The organism is Phreatobacter sp. AB_2022a (assembly GCF_026847585.1).
In the GTDB taxonomy this organism is placed as follows: Bacteria; Pseudomonadota; Alphaproteobacteria; order Rhizobiales; family Phreatobacteraceae; genus Phreatobacter.
Map to the genome: position 1 here is coordinate 86,067 of NZ_JAPSET010000004.1, position 26,331 is coordinate 112,397.

General features: G+C 69.9%; 27 protein-coding genes. 15 read left to right on the plus strand and 12 right to left on the minus strand.

Annotated features, from left to right (window positions below; all coding sequences use genetic code 11):
- The first annotated feature begins 16 nt into the window (after window positions 1-16).
- Window positions 17-1,009 (plus strand): 1-aminocyclopropane-1-carboxylate deaminase/D-cysteine desulfhydrase, encoded by a 993-nt coding sequence (locus OZ671_RS04380; protein WP_268859592.1) that lies wholly within the window; start codon window positions 17-19, stop codon window positions 1,007-1,009.
- Window positions 1,010-1,025: 16 nt separating this feature from the next.
- On the opposite strand, the gene OZ671_RS04385 is transcribed toward OZ671_RS04380, so the two are convergent.
- Both OZ671_RS04385 and hemN read right to left on the minus strand, forming a co-directional pair.
- On the minus strand, window positions 1,026-1,721 hold the full coding sequence (locus OZ671_RS04385; RefSeq protein WP_268859593.1) for a sulfite exporter TauE/SafE family protein: 696 nt from the start codon (window positions 1,719-1,721) through the stop codon (window positions 1,026-1,028).
- A 17-nt stretch (window positions 1,722-1,738) separates the two neighbouring features.
- Window positions 1,739-3,103: an oxygen-independent coproporphyrinogen III oxidase gene (hemN, locus tag OZ671_RS04390; RefSeq protein WP_268859594.1), complete on the minus strand. Its 1,365-nt coding sequence runs from the start codon at window positions 3,101-3,103 to the stop codon at window positions 1,739-1,741.
- Window positions 3,104-3,335: 232 nt separating this feature from the next.
- Here hemN and ccoN point away from each other — a divergent pair, with 232 nt between their 5' ends.
- From ccoN to ccoS, 8 genes are all read left to right on the plus strand, one after another.
- Window positions 3,336-4,982, plus strand: coding sequence for a cytochrome-c oxidase, cbb3-type subunit I (gene ccoN, locus OZ671_RS04395; protein WP_268859595.1), 1,647 nt, complete (start codon window positions 3,336-3,338; stop codon window positions 4,980-4,982).
- Window positions 4,983-4,993: 11 nt separating this feature from the next.
- A complete protein-coding gene (gene ccoO, locus OZ671_RS04400; protein WP_268859596.1) occupies window positions 4,994-5,731 on the plus strand; it encodes a cytochrome-c oxidase, cbb3-type subunit II in 738 nt (245 codons plus the stop codon).
- Window positions 5,732-5,747: 16 nt separating this feature from the next.
- Window positions 5,748-5,900: a cbb3-type cytochrome c oxidase subunit 3 gene (locus OZ671_RS04405; protein ID WP_268859597.1), complete on the plus strand. Its 153-nt coding sequence runs from the start codon at window positions 5,748-5,750 to the stop codon at window positions 5,898-5,900.
- 2 nt (window positions 5,901-5,902) lie between these two features.
- Window positions 5,903-6,784 (plus strand): cytochrome-c oxidase, cbb3-type subunit III, encoded by an 882-nt coding sequence (ccoP, locus tag OZ671_RS04410; protein ID WP_268859598.1) that lies wholly within the window; start codon window positions 5,903-5,905, stop codon window positions 6,782-6,784.
- Between the two features lie 156 nt (window positions 6,785-6,940).
- A complete protein-coding gene (ccoG, locus tag OZ671_RS04415) occupies window positions 6,941-8,413 on the plus strand; it encodes a cytochrome c oxidase accessory protein CcoG (RefSeq protein WP_268859599.1) in 1,473 nt (490 codons plus the stop codon).
- Window positions 8,414-8,434: 21 nt separating this feature from the next.
- Window positions 8,435-8,941 carry a FixH family protein gene (locus tag OZ671_RS04420; protein ID WP_268859600.1) on the plus strand — a complete coding sequence of 169 codons (507 nt, stop codon included), beginning with the start codon at window positions 8,435-8,437 and terminating at the stop codon, window positions 8,939-8,941.
- Entirely contained in the window at window positions 8,938-11,190 is a 2,253-nt protein-coding gene (locus OZ671_RS04425) for a heavy metal translocating P-type ATPase (RefSeq protein WP_268859601.1), read from the plus strand. Before OZ671_RS04420 ends, OZ671_RS04425 begins: the two co-directional genes overlap by 4 nt.
- Window positions 11,191-11,222: 32 nt before the next feature.
- The gene (gene ccoS, locus OZ671_RS32035) at window positions 11,223-11,459 is read left to right on the plus strand and encodes a cbb3-type cytochrome oxidase assembly protein CcoS (RefSeq protein ID WP_442957053.1); all 237 of its coding nucleotides are present in this window, start codon (window positions 11,223-11,225) and stop codon (window positions 11,457-11,459) included.
- Here the strand turns inward: ccoS and OZ671_RS04435 are convergent.
- On the minus strand, window positions 11,396-11,890 hold the full coding sequence (locus OZ671_RS04435; protein ID WP_268859602.1) for a hypothetical protein: 495 nt from the start codon (window positions 11,888-11,890) through the stop codon (window positions 11,396-11,398). The genes ccoS and OZ671_RS04435 overlap by 64 nt on opposite strands.
- Window positions 11,891-12,043: 153 nt before the next feature.
- Here OZ671_RS04435 and OZ671_RS04440 point away from each other — a divergent pair, with 153 nt between their 5' ends.
- From OZ671_RS04440 to OZ671_RS04450, 3 genes are all read left to right on the plus strand, one after another.
- A complete protein-coding gene (locus OZ671_RS04440; protein WP_268859603.1) occupies window positions 12,044-12,769 on the plus strand; it encodes a Crp/Fnr family transcriptional regulator in 726 nt (241 codons plus the stop codon).
- Between the two features lie 121 nt (window positions 12,770-12,890).
- Window positions 12,891-13,448: a DJ-1/PfpI family protein gene (locus tag OZ671_RS04445; protein ID WP_268859604.1), complete on the plus strand. Its 558-nt coding sequence runs from the start codon at window positions 12,891-12,893 to the stop codon at window positions 13,446-13,448.
- Between the two features lie 24 nt (window positions 13,449-13,472).
- Complete coding sequence (locus OZ671_RS04450; protein WP_268859605.1) at window positions 13,473-13,835, plus strand: ribbon-helix-helix domain-containing protein; 363 nt, start codon at window positions 13,473-13,475, stop codon at window positions 13,833-13,835.
- Between the two features lie 136 nt (window positions 13,836-13,971).
- Here the strand turns inward: OZ671_RS04450 and OZ671_RS04455 are convergent, their stop codons facing one another.
- The 3 genes from OZ671_RS04455 to OZ671_RS04465 all read right to left on the minus strand — a co-directional run bounded on the left by OZ671_RS04455 (window position 13,972) and on the right by OZ671_RS04465 (window position 18,040).
- A complete protein-coding gene (locus OZ671_RS04455; RefSeq protein ID WP_268859606.1) occupies window positions 13,972-15,144 on the minus strand; it encodes a cobalamin-independent methionine synthase II family protein in 1,173 nt (390 codons plus the stop codon).
- Between the two features lie 68 nt (window positions 15,145-15,212).
- Window positions 15,213-16,643 (minus strand): amidohydrolase family protein, encoded by a 1,431-nt coding sequence (locus OZ671_RS04460; protein WP_268859607.1) that lies wholly within the window; start codon window positions 16,641-16,643, stop codon window positions 15,213-15,215.
- A 140-nt stretch (window positions 16,644-16,783) separates the two neighbouring features.
- A complete protein-coding gene (locus tag OZ671_RS04465) occupies window positions 16,784-18,040 on the minus strand; it encodes an MFS transporter (RefSeq protein WP_268859608.1) in 1,257 nt (418 codons plus the stop codon).
- A 94-nt stretch (window positions 18,041-18,134) separates the two neighbouring features.
- Between OZ671_RS04465 and OZ671_RS04470 the strand changes: the two genes are divergently transcribed.
- From OZ671_RS04470 to OZ671_RS04480, 3 genes are all read left to right on the plus strand, one after another.
- Window positions 18,135-18,674, plus strand: coding sequence for a cupin domain-containing protein (locus OZ671_RS04470; protein WP_268859609.1), 540 nt, complete (start codon window positions 18,135-18,137; stop codon window positions 18,672-18,674).
- A gap of 50 nt (window positions 18,675-18,724) precedes the next feature.
- On the plus strand, window positions 18,725-19,465 hold the full coding sequence (locus OZ671_RS04475; RefSeq protein WP_268859610.1) for a TetR/AcrR family transcriptional regulator: 741 nt from the start codon (window positions 18,725-18,727) through the stop codon (window positions 19,463-19,465).
- Between the two features lie 94 nt (window positions 19,466-19,559).
- Entirely contained in the window at window positions 19,560-20,453 is an 894-nt protein-coding gene (locus tag OZ671_RS04480) for a LysR family transcriptional regulator (protein WP_268859611.1), read from the plus strand.
- Window positions 20,454-20,606: 153 nt separating this feature from the next.
- Here the strand turns inward: OZ671_RS04480 and cnbZ are convergent, their stop codons facing one another.
- The 6 genes from cnbZ to OZ671_RS04510 form a co-directional block, all read right to left on the minus strand.
- A complete protein-coding gene (cnbZ, locus tag OZ671_RS04485; protein WP_268859612.1) occupies window positions 20,607-21,356 on the minus strand; it encodes a 2-amino-5-chloromuconate deaminase CnbZ in 750 nt (249 codons plus the stop codon).
- Window positions 21,357-21,454: 98 nt separating this feature from the next.
- Window positions 21,455-22,918 (minus strand): aldehyde dehydrogenase family protein, encoded by a 1,464-nt coding sequence (locus OZ671_RS04490; RefSeq protein ID WP_268859613.1) that lies wholly within the window; start codon window positions 22,916-22,918, stop codon window positions 21,455-21,457.
- 64 nt (window positions 22,919-22,982) lie between these two features.
- Window positions 22,983-23,699 carry an ABC transporter ATP-binding protein gene (locus OZ671_RS04495; RefSeq protein ID WP_268859614.1) on the minus strand — a complete coding sequence of 239 codons (717 nt, stop codon included), beginning with the start codon at window positions 23,697-23,699 and terminating at the stop codon, window positions 22,983-22,985.
- Between the two features lie 49 nt (window positions 23,700-23,748).
- Entirely contained in the window at window positions 23,749-24,501 is a 753-nt protein-coding gene (locus OZ671_RS04500) for an ABC transporter ATP-binding protein (protein ID WP_268859615.1), read from the minus strand.
- Window positions 24,498-25,445: a branched-chain amino acid ABC transporter permease gene (locus tag OZ671_RS04505; protein WP_268859616.1), complete on the minus strand. Its 948-nt coding sequence runs from the start codon at window positions 25,443-25,445 to the stop codon at window positions 24,498-24,500. Before OZ671_RS04505 ends, OZ671_RS04500 begins: the two co-directional genes overlap by 4 nt.
- A 7-nt stretch (window positions 25,446-25,452) precedes the next feature.
- Entirely contained in the window at window positions 25,453-26,328 is an 876-nt protein-coding gene (locus tag OZ671_RS04510; protein WP_268859617.1) for a branched-chain amino acid ABC transporter permease, read from the minus strand.
- Window positions 26,329-26,331: the final 3 nt, after the last annotated feature.

Genomic DNA, 26,331 nt, shown 5'->3' on the forward strand with positions numbered 1-26,331 from the left:
ATCCGGACACATGCGCATGACACTCGACCATCTGCCCCGCCTGCCGCTCGGCGCCGCGCCGACCCCGGTCGAGCCGCTGGCGCGGCTCGGCGCCGAGCTCGGCATCGATCTCAGCGCCAAGCGCGACGATTTCACCGGCTTTGGTGGCGGCGGCAACAAGGTGCGCAAGCTCGAATTCCTGATGGCCGATGCCAGGGCGAAGGGAGCGAGCGTCGTGCTCACCGCCGGCGGCCTGCAATCGAACCATGCGCGCATCACCGCGGCGGCGGCGCGCCGCTGCGGCATGACGCCGGTCCTGGTGCTGCGCGGCGAGAGGCCGCCGGCGGCGCAAGGCAACCTCCTGCTCGACCATCTGTTCGGCGCGGAGATTGACTATCTCGACGCGGCCCGCTTTCCGGCCGAGCACGAGGCGCGCATGCAGGCCCTCGGCGCCGCGGCGGAGGCGCGCGGCGAGACCCCCTACGTCATTCCGGTCGGCGGCTCCAATGCCCTCGGCGCGGCGGGCTATGTCGCCTGCGCCCGCGAACTGGCCGAGCAGTACCGCGCGGCCGGGCGGCCTGCGCCCGACGTGCTGGTCGTGCCGGTCGGCTCCGGCGGCACGCTTGCCGGCCTCGTCGCCGGCTGCGCGCTGGCCTGGCCGCAAACCCGGATCGTCGGGATCCCGGTCAGCATCAGCCCGGTGCCTTTCGCGGAGCGTGTCGCCAGGCTCGCCAATGCGGTGGCCGCGCTCGTCGGCATCGACCGGCGCTGGCAGCCCGCCGAGATCATCGTCGACGAGAACTATGTCGGTCCCGGCTACGCGATCATGAGCGAAGCGGGCAATGCCGCGATCCGGCATGCCGCCCGGGCGGAGGGCCTGCTGCTCGATCCCGTCTATACGGCCAAGGGTTTTGCCGGGCTCATCGGCTCGGTCGAGGCGGGTGTCATCCGGCGCGGCAGCTCCGTGCTGTTCCTGCATACCGGGGGCACGCCGGCGCTGTTTCATTACGGCGAGGCGCTGCTCGGATAGGGGGCGTCGCGGGGGCTCAGGAACCCGGCAGGCAGAGAATGCCGGTTTCCGGCCCGACCCAGAGCGACAGGCCGGCATAGGCGGCGATGGCGAGGCCGATGGCGCGGCGGGCAGCCGGCGCGCGGGCGGCCAGGCGCAGCCTGTCGAGCGCCAAGGAGGTGCCGATCACGGCGGGCAGGGTGCCGAGGCCGAAACCGAGCATCAGGGCGCCGCCGCCGGCGCCGGAGCCGGTGAGCAGGGCCGTGAACAGCGCGCCATAGACCATGGCGCAGGGCATGAAACCCCAGGCGATGCCGGTCACCAGCGCCGGCAGGCCGGCGGCGCCGGCGGGCAGGGCGGCGATGCGCCGGCCGATCGGCAGGGCGAAGCGATCGAGCGCGGCGAGCGGCGGCAGGAGGCCGGCGGTGGACAGGCCGATCCAGCCGACGGTCGCCGCAGCGGCCCAGCGCAGCAGCCGGTGCGCCGCGGCCTGGTCGAACAGGCCGGCAAGGCCCGAACCGGAGGCGCCGAGAATGCCGCCGGCGAGCGCATAGGCGGCGACCCGGCCGGCCTGGGCGAGGAGCAGGCTGCGCGTCCGGTCCGCCGCGGCGTCACGCGGCGTGGTGGCGAGCATCAGCGCCGAGGCGATGGAGCCGCACATGCCGGCGCAGTGCAGACTTGCCGCCAGCCCCATCATGAGGCCGACAAGCAGCGGCAGTCCCGAGGCGGTCATGGCGGCGGCCGCTCCGGTCAGACGGCGCGCGAATGGCGCCCGGCGCGGCCGAGATGGCTGTCGAAGGCCGAGGCGACGAGACGCAGATAGGGCCGGCCGGCCTCCGGAACGGTGACGCGCCGGCCGTCGAACCGCACGACGCCGTGCTGCGCCAGCGGCGCGAGCGCCGCGGCGTCGGCGTGGAGCGGGCGCGGGTCGGCGGCGAACCGGCCGGCCGCCTGGTCGAGATCGGCGCCGAGATCGCACATCAGTCGTTCGATGACGGCGCCGCGCAGCCGGTCCTCGGGCGTGAGGCGCAGCCCGCGGGTCGTGGCGAAGGTCCTGCCGTCGACGGCGCGGGCATAGCCGGCGAGATCCGGCGCGTTCTGAACGAAGCCCTGCGGCAGTCGCCCGATGGCCGAGGCGCCGAGCCCGATCAGGGCATCGGCGCGATCGGTCGTATAGCCCTGGAAGTTGCGCCTGAGGCGGCCGGCGCGCGCGGCCGCCGCCATGGCGTTGCCGGGCCGCGCGAAATGGTCGAGGCCGATCGCCTCGTAGCCGGCGGCGATGATGGCGGTCCGCGCCGCGGCCTCCTGGCCGAGCCGGTCGACCGGCCGGGGCAGGGCGGCCTCGTCGATCAGCCGCTGGTGCCGCTTCAGCCAGGGCACATGGGCGTAGCCGAACAGGGCGATCCGGTCGGGCTTCAGCCGCAGCGCAGCGGCGGTCGACCGTTCGACATCGCCGACGGTCTGCCCGGGCAGGCCGTACATGAGGTCGAAGCTGATGTCGCGCAGGCCGGCATCGCGCAGTGCCACGACCGCCGCGGCCACGGTTTCGACCGGCTGGATCCGGCCGATCGCCGCCTGGACATGCGGGTTGAGGTCCTGGACGCCGAGGCTGGCCCGGGTGACGCCGATCCGGGCGAGATCGCCGGCAAGCCCCGGCGTGACCCGGCGGGGGTCGAGCTCGATGGCATGGTCGAGGGCCGGCTGCAGGTCGAAGCACAGCGACAGCCGCTCGACGATGGCGGCAAGACCCTCGGCGCCGAGCATGGTCGGGGTGCCGCCGCCCCAGTGCAGATGCGTCACCCGGCGAGCGACGGTCGCTGCGGCGACCAGGTGGATCTCGCGGATCAGCCGGTCGCGATACTGCTCGATCGGCTGCTCGCGCCGCGTCACCTTGGTGTGGCATCCGCAATAGGCGCACATGGCGGCGCAGAAAGGCACGTGCAGATAGAGCGACAGGCTGGCGCAGGGCGAGAGTTCGCCCAGCCAGCGGCGATAGGTCGCCTGGTCGACGCCGGCATGGAAATGCGGCGCGGTCGGGTAGGAGGTGTAGCGGGGCACCGGGCGGCCGGCGAGGGCGACCAGCGGCGGGGGCGGGGCTTGCAATCTGCCGGGCATGGCAAGGCCTGGAATGGGCGGGTGATCCCGAACCGCCGGGCCGCCATGCCGCCAACAAGGCGCCGGCGCGCCGCCGCCGTCCTTGATCCGGATCAAATCGCCCGGCGGCGTGGCCGAAGCCCGCCGCGCCATTGATTTGCATCAATGTCGGCCGGTGCCTCGCCGGGAATGGTCGCGCCGGGAGCGGGCGGAAGGCCGCCGCGCGCCGCGACATTTCCGGCAGAGGCGAACCATGGGGCAGGCGATACCGCACAAGCAGATGACCGTCGGCGAGGCTTTCGCGCTCGCCGGCTTCGCGGCGATGGCGCTTCTGTCCATCACCGTCGCCAGCAAGGCCACGGAGGGCGGCTATGCCTTCCATGCGCTGCTGTTCGCCGCCGCCTCGGTCGCCGCGGTCATCGCCGTCGGCAACCGCTATCTCGACCGGCCGGCGGTGATCCCCGAGACGATCGACGGACGGCCCAACTATGCGTTCGGTCCGGTCAAGTTCGCCGTCGCGGCCTCGGTGTTCTGGGGCATAGCCGGCTTCAGCGTCGGCCTGCTCATCGCCTCGCAGCTCGCCTGGCCCTCACTCAATTTCGACCTGCCCTGGACCAATTTCGGCCGGATGCGGCCGCTGCACACCTCGGCGGTGATCTTCGCATTCGGCGGCAACGTGCTGATCGGCTCGTCCTTCTACGTCGTGCAGAAGACGTGCCGGGCGCGCCTCGCCGGGGATCTCGCACCCTGGTTCGTGGTGCTCGGCTACAACCTGTTCATCGTCATCGCCGGCACCGGCTATCTGCTCGGCATCACCCAGGGCAAGGAATATGCGGAGCCGGAATGGTATGCCGACCTGTTCCTGACCGTCGTCTGGGTGACCTATCTCATGGTCTTCCTCGCGACGATCTGGAAGCGGCGGGAGCCGCATATCTTCGTCGCCAACTGGTTCTATCTCGCCTTCATCGTCACCATCGCCGTCCTGCATCTCGGCAACAATGCCGCCGTGCCGGTCTCGCTGTTCTCGCCGAAGAGCTACATCGTCTGGTCGGGCGTGCAGGACGCGATGTTCCAGTGGTGGTACGGCCACAATGCCGTGGGCTTCTTCCTGACCGCCGGCTTCCTGGCGATCATGTACTACTTCATCCCCAAGCGCGCCGAGCGGCCGATCTATTCCTACCGCCTGTCGATCGTCCATTTCTGGGCGCTGATCTTCCTCTACATCTGGGCCGGGCCGCACCACCTGCACTATACGGCGCTGCCCGACTGGGCGCAGACGCTGGGCATGACCTTCTCGGTGATGCTGTGGATGCCCTCATGGGGCGGCATGATCAACGGGCTCATGACCCTGTCCGGGGCCTGGGACAAGCTGCGCACCGACCCGGTTCTGCGCCTCATGGTCGTCTCGCTCGCCTTCTACGGCATGTCGACCTTCGAGGGCCCGCTGATGTCGATCAAGGCGGTCAATTCCCTCTCGCACTATACTGACTGGACCATCGGCCACGTCCATTCGGGCGCGCTCGGCTGGGTCGCCTACGTCTCCTTCGGCGCCATCTACTGCCTGGTTCCCTGGCTGTGGAACCGCCGGCTCTATTCGCTGCGCCTGGTCGACTGGCACTTCTGGATCTCGACCATCGGCATCGTCTTCTACATCTCGGCCATGTGGGTCGCGGGCATCATGCAGGGCCTGATGTGGCGCGCCTATACCGCGCTCGGCTTCCTCGAATATTCGTTCATCGAGACCGTCGACGCCATGCATCCCTACTACGTGATCCGTGCTCTCGGCGGCGCCCTGTTCGTCATCGGCGCGCTGATCATGGCCTACAACCTGATCATGACCGTGCGCCAGGGGGAGGCCGAGGCGGCCGAGCCCCGCGGCGCCCTGGTCCCGGCCGAATGAGGCGATCGGACATGTCTCTCTGGAACAAGCACGCCATCTTCGAGAAGAACTCGATCATCCTCACCCTCGGCATCGTCGTGGTCGTCGCCATCGGCGGCCTCGTCGAGATCGCGCCGCTCTTCTACCTGCGCAGCACGATCGAGCGGGTCGAGGGGGTGAGGCCCTACACGCCGCTGGAGCTCGCCGGCCGCGCCATCTATGTCCGCGAGGGCTGCTACAACTGCCACAGCCAGATGATCCGGCCGCTGCGCGACGAGGTCGAGCGCTACGGCCACTATTCGCTGGCCGCCGAAAGCATGTTCGACAAGCCGTTCCAGTGGGGCTCGAAGCGCACCGGCCCGGATCTTGCCCGCGTCGGCGGCAAATATTCCGACGAATGGCACGTCGCGCATCTGCGCGAGCCGCGGTCGATCGTGCCGCAGTCGATCATGCCGGGCTACGCCTTCCTCGCCGCGGCGCCGCTCGACGTCGCCGCCCATGCCGCGCATCTCGCCACCAACCGCGCAACCGGCGTGCCCTACAGCGCCGAACAGGTCGCGGCGGCGGCGGCGGACCTGCGCAGCCAGGCCAACCCCGACAGCCCGGACCTGCTGGCGTTCCAGCAACGCTATCCGGGCGCGGCGGTCCGCAATTTCGGCGGCGGCACGGGCGGCGTGGTCACCGAGATGGACGCGCTGATCGCCTATCTCCAGGTGCTCGGCACCATGGTCGACTTCAAGAGCTACGACGCCAGCGCCAACATCCGCTGAGCCGCCGGAGATATCCATGCACGCCTATTCCCTGCTTGCGACCTTCGCCCAGACCGCCGGCCTTCTCTATTTCGTCGGCATGTTTCTCGCCGTCGCGGTCTACGCCTTCTGGCCGAGCAACCGCACCCGCTTCGATGCCGCCGCGCGCATGCCGCTCAGCGAGGACTGATCATGACCGACCACAGCAAGGGCGAATTCGACCCGGTCAGCGGCCGCACCACCACCGGCCACGAATGGGACGGCATCAAGGAGCTCAATTCGCCGCTGCCGCGCTGGTGGCTCTATGTCTTCTACGCGACCATCGCCTGGTCCGTCGCCTATTGGGTCGTCTATCCGGCCTGGCCGCTGATATCGAGCCATACCAGGGGCCTGTTCGGCTATGCCTCGCGCCAGGACGTGGAGGCCGAGCTCGGCGCGCTGCGCCAACTGCGCTCGACGCGCAGCGCTGCGCTGGCCGCGACGCCGCTCGGCGAGATCGCGCGGGATCCGGTTCTGCTGACCTTCGCGCTCGCCCAGGGCAAGGCCGCTTTCGGCGACAATTGCGCGCCGTGCCACGGCCTCGCGGCAACCGGCTCGCGCGGCTATCCGAATCTGCGCGACGACGCCTGGCTCTGGGGCGGCACGCTGGAGGATATCAGCCAGACCATCAGCCATGGCATCCGCACCGGCGATGATCGCTCGCGCCAGGGCGCCATGCCGGCCTTCGGCGGGGCGAACGGCATGCTGAAGGCCGACGAGATCGTCGCGGTCGCGAATGCCGTCAGGGCGCTGTCCGGCCTTGCCCCCAGGCCGGGCGTCGACCTCGACAAGGGGCGTGCGCTTTTCGCCGCCAACTGCGCCGCCTGCCACGGCGAAAACGGTCGCGGCAATCGCGAGCTCGGCGCGCCCAATCTCGCCGCGCCGCTCTGGCTCTACGGCGGCGACGAGAAGACCCTGATCGAGACCATCACGCTCGGCCGCGGCGGCGTCATGCCCGGCTGGGCCGGGCGGCTCGACGCGACGACGGTGAAGGCGCTGACGGTCTACGTTCATTCCCTCGGAGGGGGCCAATAAGAAGCAAGAGCGTTCGGGGGACACTCGCGCGCGCCGGCTGGCCGGCGCGCGCCCTTTTTTGCGGGTCGCTTGACCCAGGTCAAAGCCGATCGCCCGGGGATTGCCGATGGTGCGGGACATCGGCGCCGTCGCGGCGCGTGTGACCAGGATCCTGCCATGCGGGGCGCGCGCAACCCCACCGTCCCCGGCCAGCCGGGCCCGAGCCCTGACGACGACGAGCTCTATGCCGCCCGGCCCGAGATCTATCAGCAGAGCGTCGCGGGGCGCCTGCGCACGATCAAATGGGCGATCCTGTTCGGCTGCCTCGGCATCTATTATTTCCTGCCGTTCGTGCGCTGGTATCGCGGCCCCAACCTGCCGAACCAGGCGGTGCTCGTCGATCTCGCCAACAACCGGTTCTATTTCTTCTTCATCGAGATCTGGCCGCAGGAAATCTACTATGTCACCGGCCTTTTGGTGCTGGCCGCGCTGGTGCTGTTCCTGATGAACGCCATCGCCGGCCGGGTCTGGTGCGGCTATCTCTGTCCGCAGACGGTCTGGACCGACCTGTTCATGACCGTGGAGCGCTGGCTGGAAGGCGACCGGCGCGAGCGAATGCTGGCCGACAAGGGGCCGATGACCGCGGAACGCTTCCTGCGCAAGGTGGCCAAGCACGCGCTCTGGCTGGTCATCGCCTGGTGGACCGGCGGCGCCTGGGTGCTCTATTTCGCCGACGCGCCGACGCTGGTCAGGGAGCTCGCGACCTTCCAGGCTCCGGCCGTCGCCTATGCCTCGATCGCGGTCCTGACCTTCACGACCTATGCGCTCGCCGGGCTCATGCGCGAGCAGGTCTGCCTCTACATGTGCCCCTGGCCGCGCATCCAGGCGGCGCTGACCGACGAGTATGCGCTGAACGTCACCTATCGCCGCGACCGGGGCGAACCGCGGATGTCCGTGAAGGCCGCCGTGCGGGCCGCCGCCGCGGGCGAGCCGGCGGGTGACTGCGTCGATTGCCGGCAATGCGTCGTGGTCTGCCCGACCGGCGTCGACATTCGCGCGGGCTCACAGATGGGCTGCATCCAGTGCGGGCTGTGCATCGACGCCTGCAATTCGGTGATGACCAAGGTCGGCCGGCCGCAAGGCCTGATCGCCTATGACAACGACGTCAATATCGAGCGCCGGGCGGCCGGGCTCGAGGAGATCTATCCGATCGTCCGCGTCCGCACGGTGCTCTATGCCGTGCTCATCGCGGTGGTCGGCCTCGTCATGCTCTACGGCCTCTGGAACCGCTCGTTCACGGATATTTCGGTGATCCACGAGCGCAACCCGATGTTCGTGCGGCTTTCGGACGGCGCCGTGCGCAACGCCTATACGATCCGCGTGCTCAACAAGCGCTCTCAGGCCCGGCTGTTCCTGCTGGCGGTCGACGATCTGCCGATGGCGACCCGTGTCGGCGCCGTCGGCAGCCTGCCGAGCGACGGCCCCTGGCCGCTGCTGGAGGTCGGGCCGGACCAGACCCGCGACTTCGTGGTGCACGTCACCGTGCCGGCCGGCGCGGCGCTTGCGGCGTCGACCCCGATGGCGTTCCGCCTGACCGAACTCGGCACCGGCGACGTCGCCGTCGGCCAGGACCATTTCGTTTCCCGCTGACCTTCGGATGGAGCTTTGGCGATGATGCAGGACGCGCAGGCGAGGCGAGGGCGGCCGCTGACCGGCCGGGCCGTGCTCGCCATGATGGTCGGCTTCTTCACGGTGATCGCTTCCGTCAATGCGGTGATGATCGCGCTGGCCGTCGACACACTGCCTGGCACGGTCACCGACAGCGCCTACCGCTCGAGCCAGCGCTTCAACGCCGAGCTTGCCGCCGCCCGCATGCGCGCGGCCGGCGGCACCCGTGCCGGTGCCCATGTCGAGCGCGCGGCCGACGGCGAGGCGCGGCTCGACCTGACCCTGCGCGATGCCGGCGGACGGCCCCTGGCGGCCTCCGACGTCGCGGCGAGGCTCGTGCGGCCGCTGGAGCCGCGCGCCGACCGGTCCTTCGTCCTGGCCGCGGCCGGGGAGGGCCGTCTTGCCGGCACAGCCGCGGATGTCGCGCGCGGCGCCTACGATCTCGTCATCGAGGCGCGTGACGGAGGCCGGCTGGTCTTCCGCTCGCGCGACCGGGTGATCCTGCCATGAGCATGGTTCTGTCCGTTGCCGAGGCGCGCGGCCGGTCCGGCGCCGCTGCGGTGCCGGGCGCCCGGGATGCCGGAGCCGGCGAAACCGACCTTTCGCTGTTCGTCCAGCCCCTGGCCGATGGCCGCGCGCGCATCGATCTCGCGGTGGACGGCATCACCTGCGCCGCCTGCATGCCGATCATCGAGTCCGGATTGCTGTGCGAGCCGGGCATTGTCGGCGCGCGCGTCAATCTCACCCAGCGGCGCCTGACGGTGGAATGGCAGGAGGCCATGCTCGGACCGGCACGGATCGTCGGCCTCCTCGCCCGGCTCGGCTTCCGTGCCTATCCGTTCGACCCGCGGCTCGCCGAGGGCGCGGAGCTGCGGGAGACGCGGCTCCTGCTGCGCTGCCTCGGCGTCGCCGGCTTCGCGATGATGAACATCATGCTGCTCTCGGTGTCGGTATGGTCGGGCAATGTCACCGACATCACACCGGAGCAGCGCGACTTCTTCCACTGGCTCTCCGCGCTGATCGCCGTGCCGGCGGTCGCCTATTCCGGCCGGCCGTTCTTCCGCTCGGCGCTGGCCGCGCTCAAGGCCCGCCAGCTCAACATGGACGTGCCGATTTCGCTCGGCGTGCTCCTGGCGGTCGGCATGTCGCTGGCGGAAACCTGGAGGCATGCAAGCCACGCCTATTTCGACAGCGCGGTCATGCTGCTGTTCTTCCTCCTGACCGGCCGCTACCTGGAAGCGCTGATGCGGCGCAAGGCCCATGCGGTCGCGAGCCATATCGCGGCGCTCAAGGCCGAAACGGCGGTCAAGCTCATCGACGGGCGGCTGCAGGACGTGCCGATTGCCGCGATCCTGCCGGGCGACCTCGTCCTGGTCAGGCCGGGCGAGCGGATCGGCGTCGACGGCGTCGTCGTCCAGGGCGGATCGACGGTCGACCAGAGCCTCGTCACCGGCGAGACCCTGGCGGTGGCGGTCGGCCCGGGCACCGCCGTCTATGCCGGTACGCTCAACGGCGCCGGGGGCCTGACGATCCGGGTCTCGGCGGCCGCCAAGGGAACCCTGCTCGACGAGGTGACGCGGCTGGTCGACGGCGCGATGCAGGCACGCTCGCGCTATCTGAGGCTGGCCGACCGCGCGGCGCGGCTCTATTCGCCGGTCGTGCATGTCGCGGCGCTCGCAACCTTCATCGCCTGGCTCGCGGCCGGGGCGACCTGGCAGTCCGCGCTGATCATCGCGATCACGGTGCTGATCATCACCTGCCCCTGTGCGCTCGGCCTGGCGATCCCGGCCGTGCAGGTGGTCGCCTCCGGCGTGCTGTTCCGTGCCAATGTGCTGCTTCAGTCGGGCGATGCGCTGGAGCGGCTCGCCGAAGCCGACACGGTGGTCTTCGACAAGACCGGCACCTTGACGCTGCCGGCCGCCGGCCTGATCGACGCCGGCCATGTGCCGGACGCGGCGCTGGCCCTGGCCGGCCGGCTGGCGCTCGGCTCCAGCCATCCCCTGGCCCGCGCGCTGGCGGTCGCGACCGGTGCCGACGTGCCGCTCGACGGGATCGAGGAAGTGTCGGGGCAGGGCGTCATGGCCGTCGTCGACGGCCACACGGTCCGGCTCGGCAGCCCGGCCTTCTGCGGTGCGGCGCGCGAGGCCGAAGCCGTGCTGGCGCGCCACCCGGAAGCCTCGGTGATCGCTTTCTCCCACGGCGAGGGGCGGCATGCCTTTGCCGTGGGCCAGGTCCTGCGCCCGGATGCCCGGGCCGTGGTGGCACAGCTGCAGCAGCGGGGCCTTGCCGTCGAGATCCTGTCCGGCGACCGGCCCGAGGCGGTGCGTGCCGTCGCGGCGGCGCTCGGCGTCGCGGCTTTCGCCGGCGGCTTGAAGCCGGCCGACAAGATCACGCGGCTCGATCGGCTGAAACGGGCGGGGCGGTGCGTGCTGATGGTTGGCGACGGCCTCAACGACGCGCCGGCGCTGGCGAGCGCCCATGTGTCGCTGTCGCCGGTCACGGCCGTGCAGCTGACTCAGGCCGCGGCGGATGCGGTCTTCCTCGGCGATCGGCTGGCGCCGGTTGCCAACGCGTTGGCGGTCGCCCGCCGGGCGCGGGCGCTGATGGGCCAGAATCTCTGGCTTGCGGCGCTCTACAACCTCGTTGCCGTGCCGATCGCCATGGCCGGCTTCGTCACGCCGCTGATCGCCGCGCTCGCCATGTCCGGCTCGTCGATCCTGGTCACCGCCAATGCCCTGCGCGCCCGGCGTGCCGTCTGACGCGCCGGGTCGCCGCAACGGAGACTGAAACGATGGATGTCCTGGTGTTCCTGGTGCCGCTCGCGCTCGGTCTTGGCCTGCTCGGCCTCGCCGCCTTCCTCTGGGCGCTCGGCAACGGCCAGTATGAGGATCTCGACGGCGCGGCCTGGCGCGCGATCATGGACGAGGACGGCGATATGGCGGGGGCCGATGCGCCGGCCGGGGGTCAGCCGGCGAGGGGCGCCGGCGCTACGGCCTTCTCGAAACCGATGGCGCCTGGCCTGAAGTGATGGGCGGCGAGATCGTCGCCGAGATCGGTCCAGGTCGCCAGGGCATCGCGCGCGATGCGCGCCTGGCTGTCGTGCACGACGATCGCCTTGCAGCGCTGGGCCTGGGCCAGCTCGTCGACGAAGGCGAACAGCACCTCGGTCGCGGTGCTGGCCGGCAGGTCGGCCTTGGCGAGATAGGAGATCTCCAGCCGCCGGCCGGCGCCGGGATCAGGCAGGATGCGGTAGAGGCAGGCGGCATGGGTATAGCCGCGCTGGTCGCTGACGACGACGCAGCCGGCCCGGCTCGCCCGGCCGCGGCCGAGCCGGGCGAGGTGCGCCCGCCAGGCCTGGGGCTCGATCTCGGGGTAGCAGAGCCTGACCAGTCCGAGGACGGCCATGGCTTCTTCCGCGCGGATGATGCGGGCGCTGAACATGTCGAGGCGTTGTCCCAAGCTTCTCCAATGTGGGACGGGACGATGCGGCGCGAAATTGCTAATGTCCTTGCGCTGGATCAAGGACCGCGACAGCGCGGCGCCCTAAGGTGCGGACGTTCCGCTGCCATGGTGACGACCGGCAATGGACCTGATTGCTGGGAGCCGGCCACGGTGGAAGACCTGCTGACGATCAAGGCGTGCGCCCATCACGGCGCGGTCAGCTATTGCGAGACGTGCGAGGTGCGGTCGCTGGCCGTGTGCGCCGCCATGGCGCCGCACGAGCTGCGCGAGCTCGACGCCATCGTGCGGCAGGTGAGCCATGCGCCCAAGACCACCTTCGTGCGCCAGGACGAGGAGGCGCAGTCGGTCTTTTCCGTCACCAAGGGCATGGTCCGGCTCTACAAGATGCTGTCCGACGGCCGGCGCCAGGTGATCGGTTTCGCCATGCCCGGCGACTTTCTCGGGCTCGCCCTGCACAACCGCTACGGCTTTTCGGCCGATGCGGTGGACGAGGTCACGCTCTGCCGCTTCGCGCGCGCCGATTTCGACCGGCTGGTGACCGAGAAACCGCATTTCCTGCTGCGCCTGCACGAATTCGCGACCCACGAACTCGTCATCGCCCAGGAGCAGATGACGCTGATCGGGCGCCGCTCGGCTGAAGAGCGCATCGCCGCCTTCCTCGTCGCCATGCGCGAACGCTGGACGCGTGTCAGGGGCGCCTCGGTCACCATCGAGCTGCCCATGCAGCGCATCGACATCGCGGATTTTCTCGGCCTGACCATCGAGACGGTGAGCCGGACCCTGACCAAGCTCGCCCGCGACAAGGTCATTCTGATCGTGCCCGACGCCGTGCGCGTGCTGGACGAGGCGCGCCTGCAGAGCCTTGCCCGCGCCTGAGCGGCGGCCCGCGCCGGCCGGCGTCCGGGCGGGCGAGGCCACGCGTAGTATCGGAATAACACCCGCATCCGGCAGTCCTCGCCTAGCCTTCCTCGCAACCATCAGCGAGGGAGGATGTGCGATGGCGAAGATCCTGATGATCACGGGCGATTTCACCGAGGACTACGAGACCATGGTGCCGTTCCAGACGCTGTTGGCGACCGGCCACAGCGTCGATGCGGTCTGCCCTGGCAAGACGGCCGGCGACAGCGTCAAGACCGCGATCCACGACTTCGAGGGCGACCAGACCTATTCGGAAAAGCCGGGCCACAATTTCACGCTGAACGCGGATTTCGACGCCGCCGATCCCGCCGGCTACGACGCGCTGGTCATCCCGGGCGGCCGCGCGCCGGAATATCTCAGGATGAACCCGGCGGTCATCGCGAAGGTGCGCCACTTCTTCGACGCCAACAAGCCTGTCGCCGCGATCTGCCACGGCGCCCAGCTGCTGGCGGCCGCCGGCGTGCTGAAGGGGCGGACCTGCTCGGCCTATCCGGCCTGCGCCTACGAGGTGACGGCCTCGGGCGGCACCTTCGCCGACATTCCCGTGACAGAGGCGGTCACCGATGGCAACCTGGTGACCGCCCCGGCCTGGCCCGCGCATCCGGCCTGGCTGAAGCAGTTTCTGGCGATCCTCTGACGGCAGCGGAAAGGGAGCCCCTCGATGTGCGAGCTCTTCATCAAGGCCGCCGCCACGCAATGGCAGAGCCGGACGCACAGTTTGCGCATCGACGGAGTCGCCACCTCGATCCGGATCGAGAACCATTTCTGGGACACGCTGGCCGAGATCGGCCAGCGCGACGGCATGACCGTCACGCAACTCATCACCCGGCTCTGGCACGAGGCGATGGACGCCGACCATGACCTCGGCAATTTCACCTCGTTCCTCAGGGTCTGCTGCGCCCGCTACCACGCGCTGATCGCCGCGGGCGAGATTTCGGCCGACCTCCGTGTCCCGATCGCCGACCATTCCGCCCGCGAGATCCTCGCGCGGGAGGCGGCGAGGCGCGACGCGGTCATCAACTGACCGCATCGGCGCGCGCTTCGGCCACCACCGCAAGCGCGGGCACAGCGGTCAGGTCGAACCGATCGACGATCTGGGGCATGGCGCAGCCGCCGCGCGTCGATCGGGAGCTGAGACCGGCATCCCCCGCCAGCGCGCGTCACGCGGGCGTCCGCCCCCAGAGCCGCCGCGTCGCGATGTCCGCACCGGCGCGGCAACTGGCGAGCTTGGCCCAGACGACGTCCTCGGCCACGAATTCGTGTCCGGCAAACGTTCCGAAGCCGCAATCCGTGCTCGCCACCACCCGTTCGCGATCGCCAACGGCCGCCACGGCCTCGCAGATGCGATTGGCGACGACTTCCGGGTGCTCGACATAGTTCGTCGTGGAATCGATGACGCCGGGCAGGAGATACATCTCCGCCGGCAAGGGTGCGCTCCTCAGCGCCTGATATTCATGCTGGTGGCGCGGATTGGCGAATTCGAGGCTCAGGCCGCCGACCTTGGCCTGGTAGAGCAGGGGCAGCACGTCGCCGAGCGGCACGTCGTGGACATGCGGTCCTTCCCAGTTGCCCCAGCAGCAATGCAGCCGGATGCGCTCGCGTGGCAGCCCCTCTATGGCGGCATTGAGCGCCGCGACATGGGTTTCCACCACGGCCAGGAATTCCGGAATGGTCCTGTCCTGGAACAGCATGGTGCGTTCCATCGCAAGATCCGGCGCATCGAGCTGCAGGATGAAGCCTTCCGCCAGGATCAGTTCGTATTCCCTGCGCATCTCGCGGGCGAGGGCGAAGACATAGTCTTCGTGTGAGGCATAGTGCGCGTTCAGCATCGTCGTCGCGATGATGCCCGGCGAGGCGGCGGTCATGAAGGCGCCGGCCGGCTGCCGGTCCTGTTCGCCGAGCGCCGCCGCCATCAGCGCGCATTCCTCGCGCGCGGCGGTCAGGTCCTCGTAGCGGACGGCGGCGATGGCCTGCGGCGCGTTGCTGACCTTGGAGCGCCGCGGAAACCGTCCGGCCAGCTGCCGGGCAAAGGCGGGAAAGGCGATGAAGTCGGCCGGGCTCGGCCGGTGCGAAGCGCCGCCGAAGCCCTGCATGCGCTCGGCGACATAGGTCTGGAAGCCGACCCGCGGCTGCTCGCCGTCATTGACGATGTCGACGCCGGCCGCGATCTGCTTGGCTACGACACGCGAGACCGCCTCCGCGCTCACGCGTCCGAGACGGCCGAGATCGATCGCTTCGCCCGCCTCCTTCCTGATCAGCAGATCCGACAGTTCGGCGGCGCGCGGCAGGCTGCCGACGTGGGTGATGAGAATGCGTTCCTGCGAGGGCATCATTGTCCCGGCTCCGGAGATGAAGGTGATTCTGGTCTTTTCGCTTGGCCGCACCGCTCGCGCCGCGCCGCTCAATAGCTTGCGAGGGCGGCGCCGGCGTCGTTGCTCCGGGCGTAGCGCGACAGGTGCTTGTCGAGCGCGGCGGCAAGGCCGCCGCCGGCCTCCGCCTGGGCACGGAGCCGGGCATTGGCCTCGGTCAGCAGGCGGCAGGCCCGGCTTTCGTCCGCGACCAGACGATGGTCGCGCTTGACGAAACGGCCGCCGACCAGAACCGTCGCGAGCGTGTCGACGCCGCACTGGAGGATGAGCGCCCCTTCGGGCTGGTTTCGGTCCCACCCGGCCATCATGATGCCCCTTGCATCATGCAGCAGCAGATCCGCCTGCTTGCCCGGCGTCAGGGAACCGATCCGGTTGTCGAGGCCGAGCGCCCGCGCGCCGCCCAGCGTGCCCCAGTGGAGAGCACGCGCCGCATCGATGGCCACATGTGGCGACAGCACACCGGTCGTGCCGGTGCTCCGGCGCCAGCGTTCGGCCTGCAGCAGGAAGCGCAGCTGAAAGCGCAGATCGACGCTGTTGTTCGAGATGATGTCGATGCCCAGGCCGACATTCATGCCGCGCACCTCCGCCTCGGCGAGGATGGGCCAGCCCATGTTCATCTGCATCTCGGTTTCCGGCGTCATCGACACATGGCAGCCGCAGGCGGCGACCGCATCCCATTCGTCCGGCGTGGTCTGGGTCATGTGGACGAGGACGACGTCGGGACCGAGAAGACCGCCTGCCGCCGCGCGGCCGGCGTCGTTGCGAAAGACGCCACGCAGGATGTCGCGTGTCGAATTGGCGTGCCAGAAGATCCGGGCGCCCAGCTCCCGCGCCAGCGCAAACTGCCGGCCGCCATAGCCGGTGTCGGGCCAGAACCAGGCCTCCTCCGGGGATACGCCGAGCGTGACGAGATCGTCCGTTCCCGTGAAGTGCCGCGCGGCGGTGCGCTTCAGGTAGGCCGAGCGATCCTCGAGGCTGGAAAAGCCCGGATCGGGCAAGGGCGGGCGGTTGAAGCCGTAGCACCAGACGATCCGGGCGCCCGAATCCCTGACCCCGCGCACCGCCTCCTCGACATGATCGGGCGAATTGAGATTGTGACAGTAGTCGGCCGTGGTCGTGACGCCGGCGTTGAGCGCCTGCAGCGCGCCGTTGAGCTGGGCCGCATAGATGTCGTCGGCCGTGTAGTGGCTGGCGATGAACATGCGGATGCCGGCGAGGTAGTCGTTCAGCGACCAGTCCGCGGTGATGCCGCGGATCGCGCTCTGCCAGAGGTGATGATGGCTGTCGACATAGCCGGGCGAGGCGATGAAGCCCTCGGCGTCGACGATCTCGGCGTCCGCCGCCGCGATGCCGGGCGCGACCGCCGCGATGCGGTCGCCCTCGATCAGGATGTCGCATCGTTCGACATTGCCGATGGACGGGTCGACCGAGACGACGAAGGCGTTCCTGATCAGCTTTCTCATCGTTCATACTCCTCATGGGCGACGACCGGGCCGGCGCTGCGCCGGCCGTCCTGCACGCCGCGGATTGCGTTGCTGGCGGCGTTATCAGTCGTTCGAACGACCGATGTGGCGAAAGTCGGAGAATACCGTGCTGCGGCGCCTCACCGTGTGCCGCGGGCGAGCGCCAGTATGGCTGCGGCCGAGATCGCGAGCGCCAGGCCGCCGAGCTGCAGGGGCAGGGCATATGAGCCGCTGGCGTCGAAGAGGAAGCCGGCCGCGCCCGGGCCGACCGCGCCGCCGACGAGGAAGACGCTGAACAGGCCGGAATAGGCGGCTCCATAGGCGTCGGCTGGGAAGAAGCGGGCGGCGAAGAAGGCGAGCAGGTCCATTTCCGCGCCGAGCACCAGGCCAAGGATGAGAGCGGCCAGCAGTGCCATGGACGGCATCGCGACCAGCAGCAGGACGATGCCGCAGAGCGCCAGGGCGAGCAGCGCCAGCGCCAGGCGTTCGGTCGCCACCTTGTCGAGCAGGAAACCGGTCAGGAGCCGTCCGCAGATGGAGGCAAAGCCGAGCGTCGAGGCAAGGCGGGCGGCTTCCGGCAGCGACAGGCCCGCGTCAGTCAGCATCGGGACGAAATGGACGACGATGCTGATCACGCAGAGCGGCATCGCAAAGAAGGCGGTGCCGAGCAGCAGGAAGCTGCGGCTCCGCCAGATCTCGCGCGCGGCGGTCCGGCCCGCGAGGCCCTGACGCTCCGCCTGCTCGCGCGCGAGGATCGTCCCGCGGGCCGACGCCAGCAGGCCTGCGAGGATCGCGGCTCCGGCGACGAGGGCCGCGGCCATCGCGAGATAGGTGCTTCTCCAGCCGAGTGACTGGATCATCGGCACGACGCCGAGGGGCACGATGACCGCTCCCGTGCCGATCCCGGTCAGCATGGCGCCGAGCGCCATGCCGCGGCGCTGCGTGAAGGTCACGAAGACCAGCCGACTATAGGGCAGGGCGGTCGAGCCCGCGCCGAGGATGGCGACCGCCGCGGAACAGAGGAGATAGCTCAGAAGATTCTGCGCCGCGGCCGCCAGCAGGACATAGGCTGAGGCCAGGCCGAGGAGCGACAGGACGGCGATGGGGATGGCGCCGGCGCGGTCCATCAGCCTGCCATAGAAGGGCAGAATGGCCGCCGCCGTGAGCCAGCAGACCAGCGGGCCGAGCGTCGCGGCGCCGCGGCTGAGCCCGAGATCCTGCGCGATCGGCAGGATGAACAGGCCCGAGGAATAGAAATAGGAGGAGCTGTAGCCGAGCGCGACGCCGGTGAAGCTTGCCGCGAGCACGGTCAGCGCGACGGCCGGGCGAGGCTGGGCAGCATCATCGAAGGCGGCCCGGGCCGTGCCGGGACGTGTCAGATCTGAAGCGTTGGTCATGGTTCCTCCCGCGATCGTTGGCGCCGCCGGACTTGCCACGGCGCGGTAACAGGTATAGTCAGTCGTTCGTACGACTGACAAGGGAGATTTAACGATGCTGCCAGATCCGCTGCCGCTCACGCGGCGCGTCGTCACCGGCCATGACGGCGAGGGCCGGTCCATCATCGAGCATGACGGGCAGTCGCCGGCGCTGCTCACCGTCGAGCGTCGCCCCGGGTTCCGCAACCACAATATCTGGCGCACGCTCGGCGCGGATGCCTCGGCCGAGGCCGCCGATACGATCCTCGATCATCGCGGCGTCCTGCCGCCGCCGGGCGGCACCGTGCTGCGGGTCATCGATTTCCCGCCGCGGCCGGCCGATCCCGCCGAGCGCCGGCGGCAGGCGGCAAGCTCGCTCGAGACCCTGTTCGCCGACGCGGTGCGTCCCAGCGGCTCCGAACACCCGGGCATGCACCGCACGCGCACCGTCGACTATGCGATCGTGCTGCACGGCGAGATCACGGCCATCCTGGACGCGGCCGAGACGGATCTTCGTGCCGGCGACATCCTGATCCAGCGCGGCACCAACCATGCCTGGGAAAACCGGACGAGTGCGATGGCGCGCGTCGCGTTCATCCTGGTCGACGCGAGCTGAACCCTCGCACATCGTTTACGCGACCGGCCGGGCGACTGTATGTGTACCTGATGCGCCGCCGCGCGGCGGCGCCCTTCCAGGGAGATCGAGGCTTGGCTGCGATCAAGGGTGACAGCCGTATCAAACTGCTCGATGCGGCCGAAGAGCTGTTCGCCCGAAAGGGATATGACGCGACGACGACCCGCGAGATCGCAGCCAAGTCGGGCGATACGCTGGGCACGCTCAACTATCATTTCGGCTCGAAGCGCAACCTGCTCGAACAGATCCTGCAGCGCCGCTTCGTCGTCGTCGCGGAAGGACGCGAGCGCTATTATCGCGATGCCTGCGCCGAAGGAACGGACGGCCGCCCTTCGCTCGACGGCGTCGTGCGGGCGATCGCGCTGCCCTATTTCGATCTGGCGCTGTCGGGAGATCCGGGCTGGCGCCACTATGTCGCCCTGCTCAGCCGGATACGCGAGGCGGGGGACAACGACCTGCAGCGCTTCTATTTCAACTTCGCCGAGCCGACGATGCGGCAAGGCATGATCTGGCTCGGGGAGGCCGTGCCCATGGCCAGCGCGCGCGCGCTGGCCTACTGCTACGAATTCTCGACGATGCTCGCTCTCGGGACCTGCACCGATATTGCGCGCGAGCGGCTGCACAAGCTGTCCGATGATCCCGCGAGCGGGGCCGATGCGCATCGGCATGCGCTGCTGAGCTTCGTCGTCAATGGCGTCCGGGCGGTTCTGGACCAGGATTTGCAAAGGGCCAATGCAGTCAAGGCCGACGCGGTCAAGGCTGCCCGCCGGTAGGACCGTGCCGGCTGGATTTGGTGCGCGATCCCGGGCGCGATAGTTTGCCGGCCGCCGATCGGCGAAGGTCGGGCGGCAGGAGGCGAGGGGCCGGATGGATTTCACCCAGTTGCGCTATTTTCACGAGGTCGCCCAGCTCGGCACGATCCGCAAGGCCTCGGACAAGCTCAGGGTGGCGCCCTCGGCGCTCAGCCGACAGATCCAGCAGCTCGAGCATCAGGTCGGCATGCCGCTGTTCGAGCGGCATACCCGTGGCATGCGCCTCACCGATGCCGGCGAGATCTACGCGCTGCACGCCAAGCTCGTCATGCTCGATGCCGAGCGCGCCCGGTCGGAGCTTGCGGCGCTGCGCGGGCTGGAGCGCGGCGGCGTGCGCCTGGTGGTGGTCGAGGGGCTCGTCTCCAACTACCTGATGGACGCGATCGGCCGGTTCCGCCGCGACCATCCGGACATCCAGTTCGAGCTGCTCGTCTCCGGCACCGCCGATGTCGTCGGCGCCGTGCGCAAGGGCGAGGCCGACATCGGCATCGCCTTCAACGCCAAGCCCGATCCGCAGGTGGAGTTCCTGTTCCAGCTCGACGACGAGGTGCGGGCGATCTGCCGTATCGACCATCCGCTGACGCGCATGGAGCGGGTGACCCTGAAGGACGTCTTCAGCCATCCCGTCGCCATGCCGGTGACGAGTTTCGGCATCCGCGCCCTGGTCGACGAGACCTGCCGGGTTCAGCGGCTGCGCGCCGCCCCGGCGCTCGTCACCAACAGCATCGACGCCTTGCGCAGCTTCGCCAAGGCGGGCCACGGCGTGGCGCTGATCACGGCCCTGTCGTGCCAGGCCGATGCCGCCGCCGGGGCGCTCGCCTCCGTCCGGCTCGCCGATCCGGTCCTGGCGGCCTCGATCGACATTCTGGTGCTCGGCGGCCGCCGGCTGCCGCTGGCGGTGGAAGCCTTCCTGCGCACCTTGCGGGGGCTCGCCGACGAGCGGCGGTAGGCGGCCGTTGGTTCGGGGCGAAGCTTCCTGCAGGCCGGCCTCGGCGCAGCGCATCCGCTCCGACTGATCATGCGCTCAAATCCACGGCCGGGCCTGCGCCGCGGGCTGCCGGCAAACGCGCCGCCCGGACTCTCCCGGGCGGCGCGCGACACATCACGCCACGTGTTCGATGGCGAGGCCGCGGCAATCCATCTCGTATTCCAGCTCCTGCACCGGCGGACGGTTGAAATGCCAGGTGAGGCCGGCACGCATCGCGCCGCGGCGGGCGATCTCGTCGGCGAGGAACGGATGGACGTCGTGCACGGTGTAGAGCTGAGCGGCGGTGGCGTCGGCCCAGGTGAAGCCGAGCGCTGCCATGCGCCGCTCCATCTCCGCGAGCACGAAACGCGCCTTGCCGCGCAGGCCCTCGGGGCTGACGTCGCCGCGGTTGACGATATGGTCGTGATAGGTGGCATGGCCTTCGGGAGCCTCGCCGCTGCCGGCGACGACGAAGGAGGGCGGCGCGTCGGGCGCGGCCGTCGTGAACGAGAAGGCGTAGAAGCTCGGCTCGGCCGGCGGGAACACTTCCGGGCAGACATTGCTGCGCGCGATCGGGTTCAGGCCGTCGCGGAACAGGCCCCATTCCTTCAGGGTCGTGATGTAGATGGCGTTGAAGTCGATGAAGCCCTGTTCGGTAAAGGGGGCCGGCGAGCGCAGCTCGCAGGCCGCAAAGGCGGTCAGCGGGCGGCCGGCGGCCTTGATGATCGCGGCGATCCGGTCGAAGCCTTCGGCCAGCGGCACGGGCCGGGCGAAGCGCACCCGCTCCAGCCGGAAGCCGGGCTGGGCCGCGACGCCGGCGGAATATTGCGACACACCCTTGATGAAGCGGTAGCCGCCGGGGGCGAAGTCGATCACGTCTGCCATGGCAAATCTCTCTTGCAAGCAATGGGAAAGGGGGAGGGCGCGGCACGCCGGCGGGCCTCGACGGCGGCCCGGCGCGCGAGCGCTCGCGGCCGTCGGCCTCAGGCGTAGTTGACGACGAGATGCTTGATGTCGGTCATCTCTTCCATGGCGTAGACGGTGCCTTCGCGGCCGAGGCCGGACTGCTTCCAGCCGCCGAAAGGCATGTTGTCGAGCCGGTAGATCGGCACGTCGTTGACCATCAGGCCGCCGACGTCCCAGTCCTCGATGGCGCCGAAGGCGCGCCTGATATCGGCGGTGAAGAGGCCGCCCTGCAGGCCGTACTTGCCCGAATTGGCGCGCGCGACGGCATCCTCGAACCGGTCGAACGGATTGACCGTCACCACCGGACCGAAGATCTCCTCGTCCTCGACCTTCATGCCGGGCGTCGTCTCGGTGAGCACGCAGGGGCGGATCACCGCGCGTTCGCGCTCACCGCCGGCCAGCACCTTGGCGCCGGCCGCGGCCGCCTCCTGGATCCAGCTTTCGATGCGCCGGGCCGAGCCCTCGTCGATGACCGGGCCGACATCGACGCCTTCTTCCGTCGGGTTGCCGACCTTGAGCGCGGCGACTCGCGCGAGCAGCCGTTCGAGGAAGGCCTCATGGACCGGCCGCTCGACCAGGATGCGCTGGACGCCGATGCAGTACTGGCCGCCATAGACCATGCCGCCGCGGACGCAGCGTGCCGCCGCGAGATCGAGGTCGGCATCGGCGCAGACGATGACGGCGCCGTTGCCGCCAAGCTCGAGCGCGACCTTCTTGCGGCCTGCGATCGCCTTGATGTGCCAGCCGACCTTGGCCGAGCCGGTGAAGGTGACCATGGCGAAGCGCTCGTCCCTGACCATCCGCTCGGCGAGCGGGACCGGGCAGTGCACGACGGTCAGCGCCTCGTCCGGCAGGCCGGCCTCGCGCAGGATGTCGGCGAGCAGCAGCGAGGTCAGCGGCGTCTGCGGCGCGGGCTTCAGCACCACGGAATTGCCGACGGCGAGCGCCGGGGCGACCTTGTGCAGGACGAGGTTCAGCGGGAAGTTGAACGGCGCGATGGCGAGGATCGGGCCGATCGGAAAGCGGCGGGCGATGCCGACGCGCCGGCGCAGCGCCGCGAGCGTCTCGACGGGTGCCTTGGCGAGGTCGAGCTTGGCGCCGTCAGCGGTCGTCGTCTGGTATTCGAAGACGCCGGCATCCATGTCGAGCGGCACTTCATGGCCGCCGAAACGGCGCGTCTCGGCGGCGGCATTGGTCAGGTTGAACAGCGAGCGGGCGACCTCGCCGCGCGCATCGTAGAGCGGCTTGCCGGCTTCCGCCGCGATGGTGCGCACCACCTCGTCGCGGCGCGCGCGCAGAATGCCGGCCGCGCGGTCGAGAATGTCGGCGCGGGCGAAGCGGGGCAGGCGGCGCATGACCTGGTAGCCGCGCTCGGCGGCGGCCATGGCCGCTTCCACTTCGGCCTCGCCGGCGACCGGCATCTGGCCGACCGGCGAGCCGTCGAAAGGTGAACGGATGACCTCGAAGGACGCTTGCGTCATGATGGTTGTCCAGGGCTGATGGAAGCTCCGGCTTTGCCGGAATGGCCGGGGGTTGAGGGAAGCGCTAGGCTTCGCCGAGATAGGCGGCGCGAACCGCCGGATCCGCCGCGATGGCGGCGCTCGGGCCGGTGCGGGTCACGCGGCCGCGGTCGAGCACGACCACGGCGCTGGCGAGTTCGAAGGCGACCGCGACATCCTGTTCCACGACCAGCAGGCCGAGGCCGTCGTCGGCGACCTTCTTCAAGGCGGCGACCAGGACGTCGACCGCCACGGGGGCGAGGCCGAGCGACAATTCGTCGATCAGCATGACCTTCGGCTTGGCCATCAGGCCGCGGCCGATGGCGCACATCTGCTGCTCGCCGCCGGACATCGACACCGCGTCCTGCCGGCGCCGCTCGCCGAGTCGCGGAAAGATCGCATAGACCGCGTCGAGATCGCGCTTCAGCTCGGCCGCCGGAACCCGGCGCGAAAAGGCGCCCATCATCAGGTTGTCTTCGACGGTCATGCCGGCGAACAGCCGCCGGCCTTCCGGGACATGGGCGATGCCGGCGGTCACGAAGCCGTCGGGGGCGAGGCCCGAAAGGTTCTGGCCGGCGAGAGCGATGCCGCCGGCGGTCGGGCGGATCAGGCCCGACAGCGCCCGCAGCAGGGTCGTCTTGCCGGCGCCGTTGGAGCCGATCACCGCGGTGATGCCGGGCGCCTCGACCGAAAAGGAGACGTCGGTCAGGACCGTGACGTCGCCATAGCCGGCGGTGAGGCCTTCGACGGAAAGAGCGCTCATCGGAAAGGCTCCAGCATGCCGGCGCCGGAGGCGCGGTGGGAAAGAGCGCTCATCGGGCGGTCTCCAGCATGGCGGCGCCGCGCGCGCCCAGATAGGCGTCGATGACGGCGGGGTCGCGGGCGACCTGGTCGGTCGGGCCGTCGGCGAGCAGCGCGCCCTGATGCAGCACGACGAGCCGTGTGCAGAGGCCGCGCACCACCTTCATCAGGTGCTCGATGACGACGATGGTCACGCCTTCGGCGGCGATCGACCGGATCATGTCGAGAACGGCGTCGATCTCGGCCGAGTTGAGGCCGGCATTGACCTCGTCGAGGAACAGCATTTTCGGCCGCGCCGCGAGCGATTTCGCCAGTTCCAGCCGCTTGCGCTCGGCCAGCGTCAGGTGTGGCGGCAGGCGGTCGGCGACATGGGCGATGCCGAGGCGCTTCAGCGCCGCCTCGGCCGCCTCGCGCGCGCCGGTCATGTCGGAGGCGGCGCCGCTGAACAGGGCGGCGGCCGCGACATTGTCGCGCGCGGCAAGCTGGGCGAAGGGCTGCACCACCTGGAAGGTGCGCAGCAGCCCGAGCCGGGCGAGCCGGTAGGGCGGCGCGCCGGTAATGTCGCGGCCGGAAAAGGCCACCTTGCCGGCCGAGGGCTTGAGATGCCCGGTCACCAGGTTGACCAGCGTGGTCTTGCCGGCGCCGTTGGAGCCGATCAGGCCGACGATCTCGCCCTCGCCGAAGCGCAGCGAGACGTTGTTGACCGCGGTCAGGCCGCCGAAGCGGCGCGTCAGACCATCGAGCTCGAGCAGGGGAGCGGTCATGATGCCCTCCGCTTCATCAGCGAGGGGATGATGCCGCCGGGCATGATCAGCACGAGCAGGGCGATGAGGATGCCGAGCGCGCCGGTGCCGAAGGTCAAGAGGTTGCGCCACATGAGCTCCTCGAAGACCATGTAGACGACGGCGCCGACCACCGGGCCCATCACCGTGCCGACGCCGCCGATCAGCGTCGCGATGATCGGGCGCACCGACCACATCACGTCATAGACGTCGGAGGGGTCGATATAGCCGATCCAGCGGGCATAGGCGGCGCCGGCCAGGCCGCAGATGGCCGCCGAGAGCGTGAACGCGATGGTCTTGAGGCGCGGCGCGTCGATGCCGGCGCCAAGCGCCGCGGTCTCGTTCATCCGGATGCAGGCGAGGCCGAAACCGAGCCGGCCGCGCGCGACGACGATCGACAGCGCGATGGCCGCGGCGGCGAGCATCACCATGGTCTGCAGCGCGATGCGGGCGATGACGATGGGGTCGCCGCCGGCGCCGGGAAGATTGATGCCCATGCCGCCGCCGGTGAGCGAGGCCCAGCCGGTGGTGACCTCCTTCAGAATGGTCACCAGCATGAGGCTGGCAATGGCGAAGTAGTGGCCGCGCAGGCGCAGGATGGCGAAGCCGAAGGGCGCCGCCAGCAGCGCGCCGCAGAGCGCGGCGAGGGCGAAGGCGAGCGGCAGCGGCCAGCCGGCTTCCTGCGCCACCGCCGTCGCATAGGCGCCGAGCCCGAAAAAGGCGGCGGTCGCGAAGGACGGATAGCCGGTGAAGCCGCCGACGAGGTTCCAGGCGACCGACAGGGCCACCAGCAGGGCGAGCTGTGTGGCAAGGCGCAGCAGATAGGTTTCGCCGCTGAGCGCGGCTGGCGCGCCGAGGGCGATGGCGGCGCCGAGGGCGAGCACCAGGGCCGGCGGGAGCCAGGAGGAATTGAGCGCGGATCTCATGGAGAGCTCACTCGTAGCCGGCGCGGCCGAGCAGGCCTTGCGGGCGCCACAGCAGCATGATGATGAGCAGGACCGAGGCGACGGTGACGCTGTATTCGGGGCCGACGAAGATGGCGCCGAAGCTCTCGACCACGCCGAGCACGAGGCCGCCGACAATGGCGCCGACGACGCTGCCGAGGCCGCCGAGCACACAGGCCACGAAGGCGACGCCGAGATAGCCGGGGCTGTTCAGCGGCGAGATCGGGAAGACCGCGGCCATCAGGCAGCCGGCAATGCCGGCCAGCGCCAGGCCGATGCCGAAGGTCGCGGCATAGATCTGCTCGACCTTGACGCCCATCAGCATGGCGGTCTCGCGGTCCATGCGCACGGCGACGATGGCGCGGCCGAGCCGCGAGCGGGTGAGATAGGCGTGGACGGCGAGGGTGGCGGCAAGGCCGGCCAGAGCCGCCAGCAGCCGGTCGACCGGAATGCCGACCGTGCCGAAGGTGAGGGGCGGCAGGCCGGAGACGCTGGCGATCTTGCGGTAGTCGGCGGAGAACGAGGCGATCATCGCGTTGTTCAGGATCAGGTCCAGCGCGAAGGTGAGCACGAGCGTGATCAGCACCGGCGCGGCGATGACGCGCGCGACGAGGTAGCGCTGGATCGCCCAGCCGAAGGCGCCGATGGCCGGGCCGGCGATCAGCGCGGTGAGAAAGGGATTCAGCCCGAACTTCTGCCAGCCGAAGAACGCGGCGTAGGAGCCCAGCACGATCGCCGAGCCGTGCAGCATGTTGACGACGTTGAGAACACCCCAGACCAGCGAAAAGCCGGCGGCGACGGCGGCATAGAGGCCGCCGAGCAGGAGTCCGTTGACCAGGACCTGCGCAAAGAGGGAGGCGCTCATCGG